General features: G+C 52.2%; 16 protein-coding genes. 8 read left to right on the top strand and 8 right to left on the bottom strand.

What is annotated here, in order from left to right; all coding sequences use genetic code 11:
* The first annotated feature begins 112 nt into the window (after nt 1–112).
* Nucleotides 113–529, top strand: a complete 417-nt coding sequence (locus tag ACT3T7_RS16615; RefSeq protein ID WP_172118458.1) for an SRPBCC family protein — start codon at nt 113–115, stop codon at nt 527–529.
* On the top strand, nt 522–1,187 hold the full coding sequence (locus tag ACT3T7_RS16610; RefSeq protein ID WP_172118459.1) for a VTT domain-containing protein: 666 nt from the start codon (nt 522–524) through the stop codon (nt 1,185–1,187). The genes ACT3T7_RS16615 and ACT3T7_RS16610 overlap by 8 nt, the downstream gene beginning before the upstream one ends.
* Here the strand turns inward: ACT3T7_RS16610 and ACT3T7_RS16605 are convergent.
* The 8 genes from ACT3T7_RS16605 to ACT3T7_RS16570 form a co-directional block, all read right to left on the bottom strand.
* Nucleotides 1,184–1,423, bottom strand: coding sequence for a DUF2789 domain-containing protein (locus ACT3T7_RS16605; RefSeq protein WP_172118460.1), 240 nt, complete (start codon nt 1,421–1,423; stop codon nt 1,184–1,186). The genes ACT3T7_RS16610 and ACT3T7_RS16605 overlap by 4 nt on opposite strands.
* 69 nt (nt 1,424–1,492) lie before the next feature.
* A complete protein-coding gene (locus ACT3T7_RS16600; protein ID WP_444631634.1) occupies nt 1,493–2,563 on the bottom strand; it encodes an asparaginase in 1,071 nt (356 codons plus the stop codon).
* 67 nt (nt 2,564–2,630) lie between these two features.
* A complete protein-coding gene (locus tag ACT3T7_RS16595) occupies nt 2,631–3,830 on the bottom strand; it encodes an MFS transporter (RefSeq protein ID WP_444631633.1) in 1,200 nt (399 codons plus the stop codon).
* A gap of 9 nt (nt 3,831–3,839) precedes the next feature.
* Nucleotides 3,840–4,343, bottom strand: a complete 504-nt coding sequence (locus ACT3T7_RS16590; RefSeq protein ID WP_444631632.1) for a hypothetical protein — start codon at nt 4,341–4,343, stop codon at nt 3,840–3,842.
* 78 nt (nt 4,344–4,421) lie between these two features.
* The gene (locus ACT3T7_RS16585) at nt 4,422–5,675 is read right to left on the bottom strand and encodes a DEAD/DEAH box helicase (RefSeq protein ID WP_444631631.1); all 1,254 of its coding nucleotides are present in this window, start codon (nt 5,673–5,675) and stop codon (nt 4,422–4,424) included.
* Between the two features lie 322 nt (nt 5,676–5,997).
* The gene (locus ACT3T7_RS16580) at nt 5,998–6,588 is read right to left on the bottom strand and encodes a PqiC family protein (RefSeq protein ID WP_444631630.1); all 591 of its coding nucleotides are present in this window, start codon (nt 6,586–6,588) and stop codon (nt 5,998–6,000) included.
* A 13-nt stretch (nt 6,589–6,601) separates the two neighbouring features.
* Nucleotides 6,602–8,275 (bottom strand): intermembrane transport protein PqiB, encoded by a 1,674-nt coding sequence (gene pqiB, locus ACT3T7_RS16575; protein ID WP_172118465.1) that lies wholly within the window; start codon nt 8,273–8,275, stop codon nt 6,602–6,604.
* On the bottom strand, nt 8,275–9,579 hold the full coding sequence (locus tag ACT3T7_RS16570; protein WP_444631629.1) for a PqiA/YebS family transporter subunit: 1,305 nt from the start codon (nt 9,577–9,579) through the stop codon (nt 8,275–8,277). The genes pqiB and ACT3T7_RS16570 overlap by 1 nt, the downstream gene beginning before the upstream one ends.
* 222 nt (nt 9,580–9,801) lie before the next feature.
* Here ACT3T7_RS16570 and ACT3T7_RS16565 point away from each other — a divergent pair, with 222 nt between their 5' ends.
* The 6 genes from ACT3T7_RS16565 to ACT3T7_RS16540 all read left to right on the top strand — a co-directional run bounded on the left by ACT3T7_RS16565 (nt 9,802) and on the right by ACT3T7_RS16540 (nt 17,822).
* Entirely contained in the window at nt 9,802–10,776 is a 975-nt protein-coding gene (locus ACT3T7_RS16565; protein ID WP_087107318.1) for a calcium/sodium antiporter, read from the top strand.
* A gap of 201 nt (nt 10,777–10,977) precedes the next feature.
* Entirely contained in the window at nt 10,978–12,393 is a 1,416-nt protein-coding gene (locus tag ACT3T7_RS16560) for a cytochrome ubiquinol oxidase subunit I (RefSeq protein ID WP_444631628.1), read from the top strand.
* 2 nt (nt 12,394–12,395) lie between these two features.
* Nucleotides 12,396–13,397, top strand: coding sequence for a cytochrome d ubiquinol oxidase subunit II (cydB, locus tag ACT3T7_RS16555; protein WP_444631627.1), 1,002 nt, complete (start codon nt 12,396–12,398; stop codon nt 13,395–13,397).
* A 15-nt stretch (nt 13,398–13,412) separates the two neighbouring features.
* A complete protein-coding gene (gene cydD, locus ACT3T7_RS16550; protein ID WP_444631626.1) occupies nt 13,413–15,077 on the top strand; it encodes a thiol reductant ABC exporter subunit CydD in 1,665 nt (554 codons plus the stop codon).
* Nucleotides 15,067–16,794 (top strand): thiol reductant ABC exporter subunit CydC, encoded by a 1,728-nt coding sequence (gene cydC, locus ACT3T7_RS16545; protein WP_444631625.1) that lies wholly within the window; start codon nt 15,067–15,069, stop codon nt 16,792–16,794. The genes cydD and cydC overlap by 11 nt, the downstream gene beginning before the upstream one ends.
* A gap of 29 nt (nt 16,795–16,823) precedes the next feature.
* A complete protein-coding gene (locus tag ACT3T7_RS16540; RefSeq protein WP_444631624.1) occupies nt 16,824–17,822 on the top strand; it encodes an adenosine deaminase in 999 nt (332 codons plus the stop codon).
* The last annotated feature ends 140 nt before the right edge of the window (nt 17,823–17,962 follow it).

The following is a 17,962-nucleotide window of genomic DNA, read 5'->3' as shown; positions in this document are numbered from 1 at the left end:
ATGCTACGCTCATTGTTTTGCTAAGCTTATCGTTTCCGGCGGTTACAGATGGTGCTTCGGTTTACAGGTAGCTTAGCGGTTAACAGTTAGTTTTCAGCGGTTCGAGGGGATCATGGCCACCATAGAGCACAGTGAAATTGTTAAAGCATCACCTGAGCGCGTATTTGAGTTATTGCGCCGCGTGGAAGATTTTGCTGATTATTCTGATTTAATACGTTCCATTGATGTATTGGGGGACGATCGCTATCGCTGGCATGTTCGTGCAGTAGGTATGGACTGGGCATTTGATGTGGAAGTGACTGAGATTCAGGCGCCGCATACGCTGGCTTGGGAGTCGCTTGATGGGGTGAAAAATCAGGGGCGCTACCGGCTGCGTGAAGTACCAGAAGGAACGGAGGTATCACTCACGCTTGGTTATGAAATTCATAATCGCTTTATGGAAAAAGCCGTTAATAAAGCTGCGAAGCCGCTCGTAGGTAAAGTGAGTCGGCAAATTCTTGAACGTGTTGAGGCTAGGCTGAATGCGTAATGCCTTTCGTATTGTGTGGCGTTTGGCGATAGCCGTTGGCGTTATAGCCATACTGGCGTATGTGTGGTTTTGGCACTCGCCGGATTTAATGGCGGTCAGGCATACCGTTGACGAATGGACACATCATCCCGCAGTAGTGGTTGGGGTGGTTGTTCTTATGGCTGTTACCTTGGCCGCTGGGTTGCCCGGGAGTATTGGCTTTTGGCTAATCGCACCCTTTTACCCACCTGTAATTGCCACCATTATGCTGACACTTGGGAGCGTGGCGGGCGCGTTGGGTGGCCATCAGTTAGCGGCACGTACCCGTAGCGCATGGCAACCCAAAGGGCTAACCCTAAAAGTCATGCAAACGCTTCAGGACAGGGGAGATCTATTAACCCAGTGCGCACTTCGTGTCTTGCCGGGTTTTCCTCACGCGGTGATCAACTTTGCAGCTGGGCTATGCCGTGTGCCACTGTCGATTTTTCTTCTTGCGGCAACGCTAGGCCTATCGATTAAGTGGGGCGTATACAGCAGCGCTATTCATGGGGCGCTTGAAGCGATAGAGGAAGAAAATGCACTTCAGTTTGAGGTGCTTCTACCGCTTGTTGCTCTTACGGTACTATTGCTTGTCGGTGCTTGGGTCAAGCGCCGCTCGAAAGCGGCGCCAGCGCGTTAACTCCCTTGGTGCATGGCGACATCCAACTCGTCGACTAGCTCGGCCCAGTCAGCGTCGTCTTCAATGGCTTCACGAAGAAATTCCGCTTGGCCTTCATTCCAACAGGGCGCATCGGAAAGCACCATCTCTTTGGGTAAAGGGCGATGGCGCTTGATGAAAACTTCAATCGACTCAGCGTCTGATGGCAGGCCCAGTTGTTCGAAAAGATCACTAAAAAGATGTACCGGTTTTTCCATAATTACGGGCTCCGTCAACTGGTTAGCATTGATTAAACATAGCGTAAATTACGGATATCACCACGCTTATTAGCGTTCGCCGACTAATGAAGCGAGGAAGCGTTGCCGCTGTGTCTCTACATCAAGCGGTTGAGCCAAAAGATGGACCAGTTTGGTAAAGGTGGCTTCTGGTGTCATGGCATCGCCTGAGAGCACGCCTGCATCTGTTAACCCCTCGCCCGCAGCGTACGCTCCCATATGAATGCTGCCTTCAGGGCAAAGGCTTATCGCCGCTAGCAATTTCCCCTCACCGGCCGCGCTAGCCAGTACATTCAATAGGGCTGGATCGTTAGGCAGATTGCCCGCTCCCCACAACTGGATAACAGCGCCTTTAACGCGTGAATCTCCAAGCCAGGCTTCCAGTTGCCAAGCGGCCAAACCGGGCCAGAGCGCGATACGAACCACTTCGCCTTTATCCAACCCTTGGTAGCTGGGGAGTTCAAAGCGTGGCGCGCCACGCTGTTGAGAGGCAAGACCACGGCTTGGGTAGTAAACAAAGTCATTGCCTACTCGCTCACCAAGTAGCGGATAACCTGGAGAGGTGAAGGCTGTTAATGCGTCACTGTGCAGCTTTATAGCTCGTACGCCACGCAATAACCGGTTTGCAAAAAAAATAGCGACTTCCTGAAGCTCGGCGGTTGCTGCAAACCGCAGCGCGCCATGAATATTATCAAGGGCGTCGCTGTTGGGTGCTTCCAGGGGGCGCATTGCGCCGGTTACAACGACGGGGCGCTCTAGGCCTTGCAATTGATAGGCAAGGCTAGCTGCCGTCCAGCTGAGCGTATCGGTACCATGAATCACGACAAATCCCCGGTAATCCGTTAACCGGGTAGCGATGTCGCTGGCTAACTGCTGCCACTGAAGTGGGGTCGCCGCGCTGGAATCAATCAGCGTGGTATAACTAATAACATCATAAGCAGGAAGCGATTGCTGTTGGGCAATGGGGAGCTGGCCAAGCGCGGTCGCCATGCGTTGGGTAAAGTTCGCGCCGGGAGTCAGCCCATTGGCACCTTGCTGCATGCCGATGGTGCCACCCGTATAAATAACCAAAATGCGTTCGTGGGTGGGAGTCGTTGCGGTTAAAGGTGAGAAGCTACTCATCACGGATTTCCTGGCGTAAATATTTGAAGGCCAAGCACTAAAAACTCCTGTTTGATTCTAGTGCAGGTTAGTAGCGGTGAACCAGAAGCGTGCCGCTTTGATCGTCCAGCTGGCGCGTGCGGCCAGCCAACAGGGCGAATCCACAGCAAACACCTACCAACGAGATCAAAAGCCAGGCAATCTGGTCTGCATGAACGCCGGATTGGAGCAGCAAGCCGACACTAAAAGGCCCAATAGCGGCAATGGTATATCCTCCGCCTTGTACCAGGCCGGAAAGTTGTCCTGCAAGGCGTGATGTCGCTGTTCTTAATACCAGCAGGCTGAGGGCCAAGCTAAAACTGCCGCCTTGGCCAAGGCCTAACAAAATGGCACCAGGCCATTTCCAGGCTAAGGGCGCTATAAGTAGCAGCCAAAGCCCTAGAGCCGTACTAAACAGTACGAGTAAGAGCGCTGGGCGCTGGTCTGACCCCATGCGGGCAAGCCAGGGTGCCCCCAGGGCTGAAACGAGTTGACACATGATCGAAATAGCCATTGTCCAACCCGCGCTGGCCTCATCATAGCCACGATCGACAAGCAGCGTTGGCAGCCATCCAAAAACGATATATGCCATGGATGATTGAATGCCCATGAACAGCATTACTTGCCACGTGAGCGGTTTGCGTAAAAGTTTAAGAAGTCCCGAAGATGGCGGTTGAGGCATACCATGAGAGGAAGTCGAGGGCATTTGCCATTGCCAGAGAATAAGAGCAAACAGCGCCAGTAACGACCAGCTCATCAAACTTGCCTGCCAGCTGCCTAGCCACACTGTCAGCGGCACGCTAAATCCTGCTCCCAACGCCCCCCCCAGACAGAGCGCCATCGTGTAGAGGCCCGTCAAAAGATCAGCACTTACGGGTAGCTCGCGTTTCACCAGTGCGGGCAGTAAAGTGCCGCTAATGCCTATGGCGGCGCCCGCCATTGCTGAGCCTATAAACAGGACGCCGGGCAACGGTAAACCGCGCAGAATCAAACCTACAGCCAACAGTAGTAGCGCAGCACTAAGCGCCCGCTCGCTACCTAGCCGTTTTGCTAAAAGCGGCGCAATAGGAGCAGCCAAGCCTAAAAACAGCACGGGAAGTGTTGTCAGTACGCCCGCTGCCGCGGGTGAGAGCCCGGCAGCTTCCTGAAGACGCGTAAGCAAGGGGGCCACTGAGGAAAGGGCAGGGCGTAAATTTAGCCCCACCACAACCATCAGTAAAATAAAGGTAACGGAACGTCGAGATAACATCAGTGCGGCCTACTTAAGATAAGGGCGTAAATCGCCGCGGACTGCATCCAGTAGCGTAATGAAGTGATAATCCTGTGGTGTTTCCATGGAGTCCACACGGACGCTAGTGCGCATACCTTGATTGATATCCAGCTTATCGAAAATCTCAAGTGTCACTTTCTGAGCAGGTTTATCACCTGGTGCCAGAATGCCATCTTCAAGGGTAAAGGTTTCGATTAACGTGGCGCGCACGCGGGTGCTGTTTTCTTCGCTGAGTACGCGGCGAATAAACAGCCAGCCTTCGCAAGGTAGCGCTACATTATCGTCACGCTCACGTAGGAACAGCGTCCGGTAGCAAGCGCCTTCGTTAGCGGCTTTCTCCGCCATGCTGCGGTAGGCTTGTATGACCTGCTTTGAAGAGGCACGTGCATCTTCCAGGCGTTGCACGATTCCCTGGTGTTCACGACTAAGCTGTTCTTGGCGTTGAAAACTGAGCCACTGCCGATATTCATTAATAAGTTGAGAAGATGACATGATCGCTCCCTGATAATGTAGTAGCCAACGTAGTGGAATATGCGAGGGCATAACCTTCGCATATTCCTTGTTAGCAGGCTAGCGGCGTGCGCGCCGACGGCGCTCGCCGCTGGCATTTCCATTATCGCTAGTTGGTTTGCGTCGTGCTTGAGGTTGGCGCTGGCGACGACCATTCTCAATGGGCTCTGGTTTGATCGTGGGATCTGGCTCAAACCCGGGCTCTATATGTTTGGGTAGGTTTTGCTTGATCAGCCGCTCGATATTGCCCAGCAAACCGTGCTCGTCCACACACACCAGTGATACTGCTTCACCATTGCTACCCGCTCGGCCTGTCCGGCCAATGCGGTGGACATAGTCTTCCGCCACATTGGGCAGGTCGAAGTTAACCACGTGGGGAAGCTCGCTAATATCCAGCCCACGTGCGGCGATATCCGTCGCGACTAATACTTGCAAGTCACCACTTTTAAAAGCCCCCAGTGCACGGGTACGAGCGCCCTGACTTTTGTTGCCATGAATAGCCATGGCAGGGATATCCTGTTTTGAAAGCTGTTCGGCAAGCCGGTTGGCGCCATGTTTGGTACGGGTGAAAACCAGCACTTGGAACCAGCCGTGGCGCTGAATCAAATGCGCCAACAGCTCACGCTTTTTTTCGCGGTCTACGCGATAAACCGCTTGGAGAATTTTCTCGGCGGTTGTGTTGCGTGGAGCCACTTCAATAAGGGCGGGGTTATTGAGTAACTGCTGCGCCAGCGTCTGAATTTCATTTGAAAACGTGGCGGAAAATAGCAGGTTTTGGCGCTGTTTGGGCACTAGGCGTAGTACACGTTTAATATCGTGAATAAAGCCCATATCCAACATGCGGTCGGCTTCATCAAGCACTAGAATTTCGATGGCTGAAAGGTCAACGTGGCCCTGCTGCTGAAGGTCCAATAGGCGGCCGGGGGTGGCAATCAGTACGTCCAGGCCTGCTTTAAGTGCATCGACCTGGGGCTGTTGGCCTACACCACCAAAAATAGTGTGCGAGCGTAAAGAGAGATGCTTCCCATAGGTGGATACACTTTCACCTACCTGAGCAGCAAGCTCCCGAGTAGGCGTCAATACCAGCGCACGCACCTGGCGTTTGCCTGGCCGTTTTCCACCGGAAAGACGCTGTAGCATGGGTAGGGTAAAGCCGGCCGTTTTACCCGTGCCCGTTTGGGCGCTTGCGAGCAAGTCGCGACCTTCTAATACGACAGGAATAGCCTTTAATTGGATCGGAGTAGGCTGGGTATAGCCTTGCGCCGTAACGGCGTGTAATAAATCTTCTTGCAGACCAAGTTCAGAAAAGCTCATGCGTTCTCCGCAGCCACCTAACAAGGCAACAGCTGCTTAAAAGCGTTGTTGCTAGGCGTAATTTTTCAAAAGACGAGAATGGTTATCCTCGCGACAGCAAAGCTTGCCAAGCCGCGATGATCGTTGATTAGCCACGTATGACCATAACGAAAAAAAGTGGTCAGTATGGAAGAGACGGGCATTTGACTGTGGGTGTTACGCTATCGCAACACTCAAAATATACCCGTCAGTGTAACATGAAGATTACCTCAGACGGGCATACTTGTGGTGATTGGTTGGCGGGCTCTCAAGCGCTTTGGTTATTTCATCCCGCTTAAACCGGCTAATGGAAATAGTTACCCTGACGTATCTGATCGGCAATTTGTCTCGCAACATCCTCCCAACTAGCGCTTAGGGCACGTACCAGGGCGGGGTAGCCGTCCTCATCCAGTATTGTTTGCGCAGAAAAACTCTTCATGGCCAACAGTTCATCACTTGGGCTGCGTAGCTGCCACTGCCCGGTGACCACCGCTAAGCCATCGTAGCGGCCTTGAAATTGATCAACATCAAGCCGCAGGGTGAGCGCTTCAGGTTGGCTGCTGTCATCACGGACTACGCGAATAAGCGGTAGCTCTTGCGACAACTGTGTCCGTAAGCTGCGTGCAAGCTGTCTGTCGATACTTTCAGCCCATTGGTGCTCTCGCGCCTGGTTCAGCGTAATGTCATCCAGTTGCATGACGATGCCATCGACGTCGAGATAGTGAGCAAGGCGTGGCGAGCGCAGCTGTAGCGTGCCTTGGGGGCTGCTTGGGGTATTGGCCAGCCCGTTACTGGGTAGCATATAACGCGCCGGGGGCGTCACACTGCTTGCGCAAGCAGCCAGCATGAGCGATAGGGACATTAGCAATAAGGATTTTAAAACGAGTATACGCATAATATTCCCCTGTTTAGCGCGGTGCACGCGGTATAGGATCTTGAGTATCCAGATTATCAAACAGCAGCGCCCGCGGATTATCGTTCAGTGTGCGGGTTAGTGGTTGAAGGTCGCGCATTAATCGATCCAGGCGCTCGATAGCCGATGTCAGATCCTGGTAAGCCGGTGAGGAAGGCGACACGCCCTGAAGGGTGCCTTGAAGCTCGTTAAGCGTAGCATTGAGGTTGCCGCCTACTGCACGAGTTTCAGGGTCGCTTAGCAGCTGGTTGAGCGACTCGCTGACACCGCGGACTTCATTAAGCATGCTTTCAGAGGCTTGTAAACTACTGTCCAGGCCCGCCAGTAAAGGCTCCACTTCAAGCGCGTTCAGCTTGTCGAGTAGATCGGTAATTTGGGATTGGATTTGGGAAAAACCACCCGACACCGTGGGGAAAACCGTGCGGCCAGAGAAAGTCGACGCAATGTAGTCCTCGTCGGTGTCTCGCTGAAAGTTCAGATCCACAAATAAAGCGCCGGTTAGCAGGTTACCGTTTTTAAGCGACGCACGAAGGCCAAGCGTAAACATGCGGTTAAAGCGCTCTTCCCACTCTTCCAAATCAATATCCGAATTCTCGATGCCAAGCCGCTGGGGCTCAAGGCGAATGAGTACGGGGATGGCGAAGCTTGCGCGTGAACTCGGCTGTGGTGATGTAAAGTTCCAGGGGACAGCGGCCACGGTGCCTATGCGAACACCTCGAAACTCGACGGGCGCACCGCGTGAAAGGCCGCGAACGGTGTCATCCACTAACAGAACGTATTCCAGGTACTGATTGAAGGTACCCTCGCGAGCGTCATCCTCATCCCCGTACAGATTAAAGCGGGCGCCTGCTTCTACAGGACGTCCCATTGGTAAGTCTTCGGGCACCCCAAACGTGACACCTCCGCCTAACAGGGTTTCAAGTGATTCAACGTTAACGCGAAAGCCGTTTGAATCAAGGCGTAGGTCAATGCCGCTTGAGGACCAGAAGCGGGTGCTGTCGGTCACCAGCAGTGTATAGGGCTCTTCGATAAATACCTGGTGATGCATGGTGCGTGATTCGGGGTCGAAACTTGCTTCTTCAACGCGGCCCACCGTATAGCCCTGGTAGGAAACCGGGTCGCCGACACGCAACGAATTGCCGAGTTGACTAATGAGATTGATATTGATACCGGCCATTCCGGCAGTGGCGACGGGGGGAACGTCGCTTACCGGAAAGTCACGCCGCTGTTCTTCAGAGCTTCCTGGCTCAAGCTGTATATAAGCGCCAGAGAGGACGGTGCCCAGGCCGCTAATCCCTTCACGTCCGATACGAGGCTTTACCACCCAAAAGCGGCTATCTTCACGCAACAAGGTTTCAGCCTGAGGCTGAATGCGTGCTGTAATCACAGCACTGCTTAGATCTTCAGAGAGCTGGACACTTTGCACGAGGCCGATTTCAACGTTGCGGCTGCGGATTGAGGTATTTCCCGCTTCGATACCTTCGGCGTTGTTCATGGTTAATGTGATAAGTGTGCCGCGGCTGGTGTAATTATCGTACACCAGCCATAACCCAATAATGATAGCCACAAAAGGCACAATCCAAATAGGGGAGATGCGTGATTGTGGCGAAGGCCTGGCTTTGTTCATGTCAGGCTCTTGCTTGTTAGCTATGGGGGTGTCGTTACCCATTAATGGCTCCCAGAGTGGCTATTATTTGATGTGGACGCTGTCGTTGTAGGAGCATCCCATATTAAGCGGGGGTCAAACGTCATGGCGGCTAGCATTGTCAATACCACGACCGAGCCAAACGCCAGCGCGGCTGGACCTGGCGTGATCGACATAAGTGAGCCAGCGCGTATCAAGGCAACCAGAATAGCCACTACAAAAACATCAACCATCGACCATCGTCCGATAAATTCGGTAATGCGATAAAGCCGCGTGCGGCTGATGGTATTGGGTTGGCTGTTGCCTCGGACGACAATACATAGCCATGAAAGCGCCAGCAGTTTACCGACAGGCACAATAATGCTGGCAACGAAAATAACGGTGGCGACTGGCCATGAGCCCATCTGAATCAGTTCAACGACGCCTCCTATGATGGTCGAAGAACCGCTATGCCCCAGGCTCGTCGTGGTCATAATAGGGTAAACATTCGCAGGGATATACATGACAGTCGCTGCGCCTAGTAGTGCCCAGGTGCGTTGTAAGCTATAGGGGAGTCGGGAATGAAGTTTCTCATGACATCGAATGCAGCGAGATTTATGTCCTGGGGTGAGTGAATTGACAAGCCCACAGGTTGGGCATCCTGTTAGGCGCTGACTAGCGGCGGTTGCTCCTGTTTGGGTGCCCTCTGGCGCCAAGGGTTCTCCTTCGAGGGAAAACCACATCCAGTCGGCATCAATGGACTGGATGGTCATTAATAAAAGTACCGCAAAGATGCAAAAACCCCAGAAGGAGATACCCAACTCAATTTGCGCCATACCGGCTATTTTAATCAGGCTTACCAGCGCCCCTATAATAAAGACATCCGCCATCATCCAGGGCGTCAAGTGGGCAAGTGAGCGGGCAATGTCGCGACTATAGGCGAGTGGCTTGCCGTGTAAAAGCCCCAGCTGCAGCCAAATCACGCTAAGCAGATAAAGGGTCGGCAGCACAACGATGGTCATGATGACGATAATGGCCACGACCGGTTGGTGAAAGGCAATTAGCGTGGTGGCCGTTTGTGACAGCTCTATGCGATTACCGACGCCACTAACGCTGAAGCTTACAAACGGAAACGAAATAGCCACGATTAATGCAATTAATGCCGCAATGGCAAGTGCCATACTGCGCTGAGCGGGGTAGCGGTGGCGTTTTACGAGTACATGTGAGCAGCGCGGGCAGCTGGCCTTTTCGCCCGAGCGTAAGGGGGGCAGCGCGGATACCCAGTCGCACTCATGGCAGGCGCGTAAACGTCGTCGCTGAACGCGAGACTCAGGTGGCTGCCGATCCACTAGAGGCGCATTAACGGAAAGTGAGGAACGCTTTAATAAACGGAAGTGGGGCAAAGGGGACACTCTCACTGCGAATGCGATGTAAACCGAATGAACACCGGGCCTTTTTTATATCAAACCCAAATAGATCCATGCTGGCATAACCCGATGCTTGACCCGACTGAAGGGTTAGTCAAGGATGCAGCCGCGATAGTGCCTAATATTCTGCCATAAGGAAATAAAATGTTGCTTCCACTTGTAGCTGTAGCGATGGGACTGGTGTTGCTCATCTGGAGTGCTGAGAAATTTATTGATGGCGCAGCTGCAACGTCACGTTGGCTCGGTCTTTCGCCTTTATTGATTGGTATGTTGGTCATTGGATTCGGTACCTCAGCCCCTGAGATGATGGTGTCAGTATTGGCAGCCTTGCAGGGGAATCCCGGGCTTGCAGTAGGGAATGCCTATGGTTCCAATATTGCCAATATTGGTTTGGTATTGGGTTTTGTTGCACTCATTGCACCGTTAGCTGTGCACTCCAGCGTCATCCGCAAAGAGATGCCGATTTTAATTCTGGTCACACTGATCACTGGGATTATGCTCTGGGATGGTTGGGTGTCTCGCTGGGAAGCGGCCCTTTTATTGGTGGCCCTCGTCATATTTATCGGCGTAAGCATCTTTCGTTCAAAAAAGCAAAAGGACGACGCGCTGGTTGAGGAAGTCGCTGAGACGCTGGACAGTAACCCCATGTCGCGTGGTAAAGCGATTATGTGGACGTTGGTTGGGTTGGTGTTCTTGGTTGCAAGCTCGCGTATGTTGGTTTGGGGAGCGGTAGAAATTGCGCAACGTTTTGGCGTGAGTGATTTGATTATCGGGCTAACCGTCGTAGCCGTTGGTACCTCACTGCCCGAGCTTGCTTCTTCGATTAGCGCACTGCGCCGTAAAGAGCACGATATGGTGCTGGGTAACGTTGTTGGTTCTAACTTGTTTAATAGCCTTGCTGTAGTGGGGCTTGCGGGGGTTATTGCACCTATTGATGCTGGGCGGGAAGTGCTGGTGCGTGATTGGAGCATTATGACCTGCATGACCCTGCTAATGGTTCTCTTCGCATTTTCCTGGAAAGGACGTCCGCGTCGAATTAATCGCCTCGAAGGCGCTGTTCTTTTTACGCTTTTTATTGCGTATACCGGATATATGATAAGCGTTGTCGTATTATCTTAATGAATAATTGGCATTATTTGATGTGCGTCAATGCGACACGCTTTGCGAAAGATAGACCGGTGTATAGTGAGAGGTAAGCCAGTAATATGGCAATATAAATAAAAACAGGCTAGATGCTTATAATTAAAGGCTGAATCTTTAAGTTTCAGCTAAGCTTGCGTTAACAAAAACTGGGGTATTAATTCAGGTTAGGAGCGTGCAATGGAACTCGATCCCTTAATGCTGTCGCGAATACAATTCGCGTTTGTTATCTGTTTTCACACGATCTTTCCGGTTTTCACCATTGGGTTGGCCTCTTATATTGCGCTTTTACAAGCACTTTTTTTTAAGACGCAAAATCCTGCATGGGACCGTTTGGCACTGTTCTGGACGAAAGTATTTGCCGTGGTTTTTGGCATGGGGGTGGTGTCGGGAATCGTGATGTCGTTTCAGTTCGGTACGAACTGGAGTAATTTCTCTCTGGCGACCTCCAATTTTATAGGTCCCTTGCTCAGTTATGAAGTCGTGACAGCCTTCTTCCTTGAAGCTGCCTTCCTTGGCATATTGCTGTTTGGCCGTGGAAAAGTGCCACAGGGTATCCATTTGATGGCGGCTGCCTTGGTGGCGCTGGGCACCTTTATTTCAGCGTTCTGGATCCTCGCGGCAAACAGTTGGATGCATACACCGGCAGGCGTTGAGTTGATCGACAATCGTTTCCATGTGATTTCCTGGTTTGACGCGATTTTCAATCCTTCCTTCCCTCATCGCTTTGCACACATGGCTGTAGCTTCCTTTATCACCGGCGGGTTTGTCGTGGCAGGCGTTAGCGCCTGGTTTTTGTTGCGTGGAAGAGATCCAGAGGCTAACCGTCGTGCGCTTTCCATGTGCTTATGGTTGCTGCTTTTCCTGACGCCTCTTCAGGCGTTTATAGGCGACTCCCACGGGTTGAATACGCTCAAATATCAGCCAACGAAGGTCGCAGCAATGGAGGGGAACTGGGAAACATCTACCAGCGTGCCATTGCTCTTGTTTGCGCTACCGGACCAGGAGGCGCAGAGAAACCTTTATGAGATTGGCATTCCTAACGTGGCCAGTCTCATACTTACCCATTCGCTGCATGGTGAAGTTCCAGGGCTTACGGCCGTGCCACCTGAAGACCAGCCTCCTGTTGCCATCGTCTTTTGGGCGTTTAGGGTGATGGTTGGCATTGCCTTAATAATGATTGCTGTCTCCTTTGTAGGCTTATTCTTGCGGCGCAATCAACGTATTTATGAGAGTCAGCTGTTTTTGAAAACATTGGTCGGCATGATTTCTTTACCCTTCATTGCGGTTCTGGCTGGCTGGATAGTGACCGAAGTAGGTCGGTCCCCTTGGCTGGTATACAACATCATGTCTCATGCAGAGGGTGTGACACCTTCGCTAACAGGCTGGATGGCGCTGTTTACGCTTATTGGGTATGTGCTGGTATATGCGGTGGTTTTTTATGCTGGTATTTACTATCTAACCCGGGTGGTTCGCAACGGCATGTTGCCTGAGCAAGAACAGGCGTCTGTTAATAGGGATGCTGACCGTCCCAAGCGGCCACTCTCTGCCGCCCACACCCCTTTTGATGATGACATTGATCCGGCGAGGAGCTAACCATGGAAATGTTTGATCTGTCGATTATTTGGGCTGGCATTATCGGGTTCGGCGTCATCATGTATGTACTGATGGATGGCTTTGATCTTGGCTTGGGAATTCTATTTCCCTTTGCCCCTGATGAAGAAGCTCGTGATGTCATGATGAACTCTGTGGCACCGGTCTGGGACGGTAACGAGACTTGGCTGGTTTTGGGAGGGGCTGGCTTGTTAGCGGCTTTTCCCTTGGTTTACTCGATTTTCTTACCGGCACTCTATATCGGTGTTTTCTTGATGCTGGCAGGGTTGATTTTTCGTGGCATTTCGTTTGAATTCCGCTTTAAGTCGCGCCGTAACCGCCGCTGGTGGAATCGCTCCTTTGCCTGGGGTTCGGCGGTCGCTGCGTTCGCTCAAGGCGCTGTGGTTGGTGCATATATTCAGGGCTTTCAAACCGAAGACTTTGTTTATACCGGGGGCGCCTTTGATTGGTTAACGCCGTTTACGGTGTTAACAGGCTTGGGGCTTATGGCAGGCTATGCGCTTTTGGGCTCAACTTGGCTGATTCTAAAATCAGAAGGCCACGTACAGGATTGGGCGTATAAAATCACGCCTATGCTGCTGGCAATGGTGCTGGTAGTCTTCGCCATTGTTAGTATCTGGACGCCGTTCGTGAACCCGGTTGTTTGGGATCGCTGGTTTGGTCATCTGCACTTGATCTGGATTTTCCCAGCGCTAGCGCTCTTCTTCGCCTTTCTTGTATACCGCTCGGTAAAGCAGCGCCGTGAGAGCTATCCTTTCCTTGCGACTATCGGTATTTATGTATTTACCTATCTGGGCTTGATCGTGAGCCAATGGCCGATGATAGTGCCGCCTAACTACACCTTGTGGGATGCGGCGTCAGCACCTGAGTCACAGCTTTTCTTGTTGATTGGTGTGCTCTTTGTTATCCCCTTTATCCTGATGTATACCGCATGGACGTATTGGGTATTTCGCGGCAAGGTGCGTGTAGGTGAAGGTTATCATTAAGCCAGAGGCAATCAGATGACGGAGCAGTCGCTAACCGCGCGCTCCTGGTTAAAAATGCTGGCAACCTTAGAGCGGCGAAGATTAAATCTCGCCGCTTTTCTTGGCATTTTAGCTGGGGTTCAAACGGTTATTATTGTAGTGGGATTGGCCTGGTTAGTAGAGCAGTTGGTTATTGATCAACAAGCGCCTTATCCATTTTTAAACGTATTAATAGGGCTGGCGCTGTGCGTGCTTGGGCGCGGAGTATGCCTGTGGGGGCAAGAGGTAATAAGTCTGGAGGCTAGCCTGCGTATTCGTCAGTACGCCCGACGTCAACTGCTGGATAAATGCTGGACATTGGGTCCTGTGTGGTTGGCTTATCATCAAAGCGGCGCCTTGGCGACGCAGGCGGTAGAAAACATAGAGGCACTAGATGGTTATTTTTCTCGCTTCTATACGCAGCTAAGAATTACTTCTCTCTTACCGCTACTGATTCTATTGGTGGTGCTACGACTGGATTATGTCGTCGCTCTCTTCTTGTTGCTTTCTGCGCCCATCATCCCGCTATTCATGGCACTAGTAGGCATGGGAGCTGAGCGTATAAATCGGGATCAGTTTGCAGCGGTTGCACGGCTCTCTGCCCACTTTCTTGACCGTGTTCGTGGAATGTCGACGCTTCAGCTATTTGGTCGCACGGCGAGTGCTCATCAGGACGTTTGGTGGGCAACAGATGATTACCGTCGTTTAAGCATGCGAACGTTGCGCTTGGCTTTTTTATCGTCTGCAGTGCTCGAGTTTTTCGCGTCGGTCGCCATTGCCGTAGTAGCGATATACGTAGGGTTTGGCTTACTGGGATATATTGAGTACGGGCCTGCGCCTTCTTTAACGCTCTTTACGGGCTTAGCCGTATTGCTGCTCGCTCCTGAGTTTTTCCAGCCGTTACGCACCTTGTCACAGCACTACCATGATCGTGCTACTGCTTTAGGTGCCGCAGAAAGCCTGGTAACGGTGCTGAATGAGTCGAGCATACAGCGAAGTACGTTTGATGAACCTGCAGCTGATGACGATATTGCAGTGCTACAAAATGTCAGCGTTGACTATCCGATCCGCGGTCGGGTGTTAGGGCCAATGGATCTGACGATCAAAAAAGGCAGTGTCATTGCGATTAGTGGTCCATCCGGGAGCGGGAAGTCGACACTGTTGGCGTTATTGGCCGGTTTTTTGACGCCATCAAGCGGCACGCTTCAGTTGGCTCAGCCGCGTTACGCGTGGCTGGACCAGCAGCCGGGCCTGTTGCATGGCACCTTGGGGGATAACTTGCGGCTGGCAAACCCTGATGCCGATGCTTCCGCAATGCTTTCAGCGCTTCACCAGGCTGGTCTGGAGGAGCTTCTAAACCAATTGCCTGATGGTTTGGATACCATGATAGGAGAGCGCGGAGTAGGGTTGTCGGGTGGTCAGGCCCAGCGGCTGGCGTTGGCGCGTATTTATTTAAGTGATGCTGATTTAATCCTGCTCGATGAGCCTACAGCAAGCCAGGATGCTGAAACCGAAGCCTCTGTGATTAGTGCATTGTTAGCATGGGCTGCACAGGGGCGTACGGTGATTATGGCAACGCATCACCCGGCTGCGATTAGGGCGGCTCAGCTCCACTTTTATATGCAGGACGGCCGTTTAAAGGAGGTGCGTGATGCAACCTAATGCGTCCTCACAAAAAAGTGAGCTGTCCCAAGCGCGCCAGGCATTGTCGCCCTGGGTAGCGTTAATGATGAAGCGTCGAAGGCGGTTCGCAATCGGCGCGCTCCTTATTTGCTTAACGCTTGCTGCGGGGCTTTCACTGCTGGGCCTTTCTGGGTGGTTTATTACCGCATGTGCATTAGCGGGCATCGCTTTTTTGCTTGGCTTACCTGTTCAGTTGGATGTGTATGTACCTGGCGGAGGAATACGCTTCTTTGCGCTATTACGTACTGTCGCCCGCTATATAGAACGTCTCTATAATCACGATACGGTGCTTCGCCTCTTGGCTGATTTACGCTACCGCGTGTTTGGCCAGCTTATGCGATTGGATGAGGCGGCGTTGCAGCGCGAGCGTGTCAGTGACTGGCTGGGACGTTTAACCGCTGATATAGATGCTCTCGACAATCTTTATCTTCGTTTGCTGATGCCACCCCTGGTTAGCTTGGTAGTTATTGTGGGGTTAACCCTCTTTATTGCTATTTGGTTGCCTGCTTTAGCGCTGTGGGTCGGCGTGGTTCTGCTGGTTCTGTGGGCAAGTGTTACCTATGGCATGGCGCGCTTGGGGTATGCGCACAGTCATCGCCAAGTGGCTGACCAGGAAGGGTTACGGCGTTTAGTCGTTGATCAGTTGCAGGCCTCAGCTGAGTTAATTGCCTATCGCAGTGCTGCGTGGCACCGTCAGCAGGTGGAGGTGCACGAAGATGCAGCGCTTGATAATCAACGGCGCCTTGGCCGAAGCGTTGCTATGGGTAATAGCCTCATTAGCGTTATTACCGGGTTGCTGCTGTTAAGCGTTGTATGGCTGGGTGGCGTGCTGGTGGCGAGTGGGGTAATAACCGGGCCTATTCTGGTGATGTTGCTGCTGGTGATTCTGGGTGTGAATGAGGTTTTTGTACCGCTTCCGGGTGCTTTCGCTCGCTTGGGGGGCAGTACCGCTGCAGCAGAGCGTTTAAATGCACTTGGGCCCGAGTGCCAGCAGAGTCAACACCAGTCATTTTCCGGCCAACAGCTTGACCTTGAGTTGCGGAAAGTCACGCATTGTTATCCTTCTAGCCTGATGCCAGCGCTCGATAGTGTTTCATTTCATTTGGCAGCGGGGGAGTGGGCTATCATTACCGGGCGCTCAGGTGCGGGTAAAAGTACCCTGGCGGCGCTTTTGACGGGGCGGCTTGCTCCTTCTAAAGGTATGGTTAATGTAGGAGGCTGCGTGCCTACTGCTGTGCCAGAGAAGGAGCGTTCGCAACACATTGCTTTGTTAACCCAGCAGGTAGACCTTTTCGATGCGTCATTGGAAGAAAATCTACGCTTGGGGAATCCTGATGCTGATGATGAAGCGCTTTGGGATGTGCTGAAAGCAGTAGCGCTCGATGGGTGGGCTCAATCTCTTCCGGGCCAGTTGCAAACACCCGTAGGTGAGCGAGGGCAGCAACTGTCTGGTGGGCAGGCGCGGCGGGTGGCGCTGGCTCGGCTGTTGCTCATGGACCCTTCGGTGGTTATTTTAGACGAGCCTTTTGCGGCGATTGATCATGATACGGCCGTAATAGTAGCTAACACGCTTTCTCGCTGGTTAGTCGGGCGCACCACCATCTTCTTTGTTCACCATGAAGTGGGTAGCTTGCTAACGCGACAGATAACCCATCACTGGCACTTAAGTGTCGGGAAGCTCAGCTCAGGTAAGTAACCGCTTGAGTTGGGCGTTAAGGAAAAATGATGCAGGATTTTTTACGTAACCTCCCTAAAGTCGAGCTTCACTTGCATATTGAAGGCTCGCTGGAACCGGAGCTTATGTTTGCTCTGGCAGAGCGAAACAGTATCGAATTACCTTATTCCTCCGTCGAGGAGGCCAAGGCAGCCTATCAGTTTAAAGATCTACAAGGTTTCTTGAACCTCTATTTCCAGGGCATGAGCGTTCTTCGTCATGAGCAGGATTTTTATGACTTGGCGATGGATTATTTCAAGCGCGCTAGTAGTGAGGGTGTCGTCCATATCGATATACATTTTGATCCTCAGGCACATCTACAGCGCGGCGTTTCTCTGGACGTGGTCATGTCCGGATTACTGCGTGCCAAGCAAGAGGCAGAGCAGTCTCTGGATTTAAGTGTCGGAATGATCATGGCCTTTTTGCGTGACCGGCCTGCCGAAGAGGCACTTCAAGTGCTGGAGCAGGCAGCACCTTACTGGAGTGAGCTTGACGCCATTGGTCTGGATAGTGCTGAGCGCGACCATCCACCCTCAAAATTTGTTGCCGTTTTTAAACGCGCCCAAGAGTTGGGGTTGGCTCGGGTGGCTCATGCAGGAGAGGAGGGGCCGGCCTCCTATATCATTGAGGCATTGGATTTGCTTGATGTGTGCCGCATTGATCACGGTATTCGCTGTCTGGAGAGTGACGAGGCGGTGGAGCGTCTATATCAAAAGCAAACCGTGCTGACCGTATGCCCCTTATCCAACGTAAGCTTAAATGTGGTTGATAGCTTAACCGATCATCCTCTGCCGGCCCTTCTTGATAAAGGGCTTAATGTGACGATTAGCTCGGATGATCCGGCTTACTTTGGTGGTGGTCTATTGGCTAATCACATCGCTTGTGCTCAATCATTCGGCTGGGATGAAGAGGCTTTCCTGACTCTTAACCGTAATGCCATAAAAGAAGCCTTTACAACGGAATCCAGGCGCCAAGAGCTGCTGGCCCGCCTTGATGTGGTCGAGTATTAGGCTGGCTAGCGTATAAGGGCTATTGACTTAGCTTCTTGTATCAATGCGTTAGTGCTTTAAAGTAATTGCAAAAAAGTTGTTGACCCATCAGGAAAAGTGGGTAGAATACGCCCCACATCGAACGGGCAGCGCCCTTCGGT

The sequence above is a fragment of the Halomonas sp. 111 genome (genome assembly GCF_052379685.1).
Lineage (GTDB): Bacteria > Pseudomonadota > Gammaproteobacteria > Pseudomonadales > Halomonadaceae > Vreelandella > Vreelandella citrativorans.
This window is presented reverse-complemented; position numbering and strand designations above follow the sequence as displayed.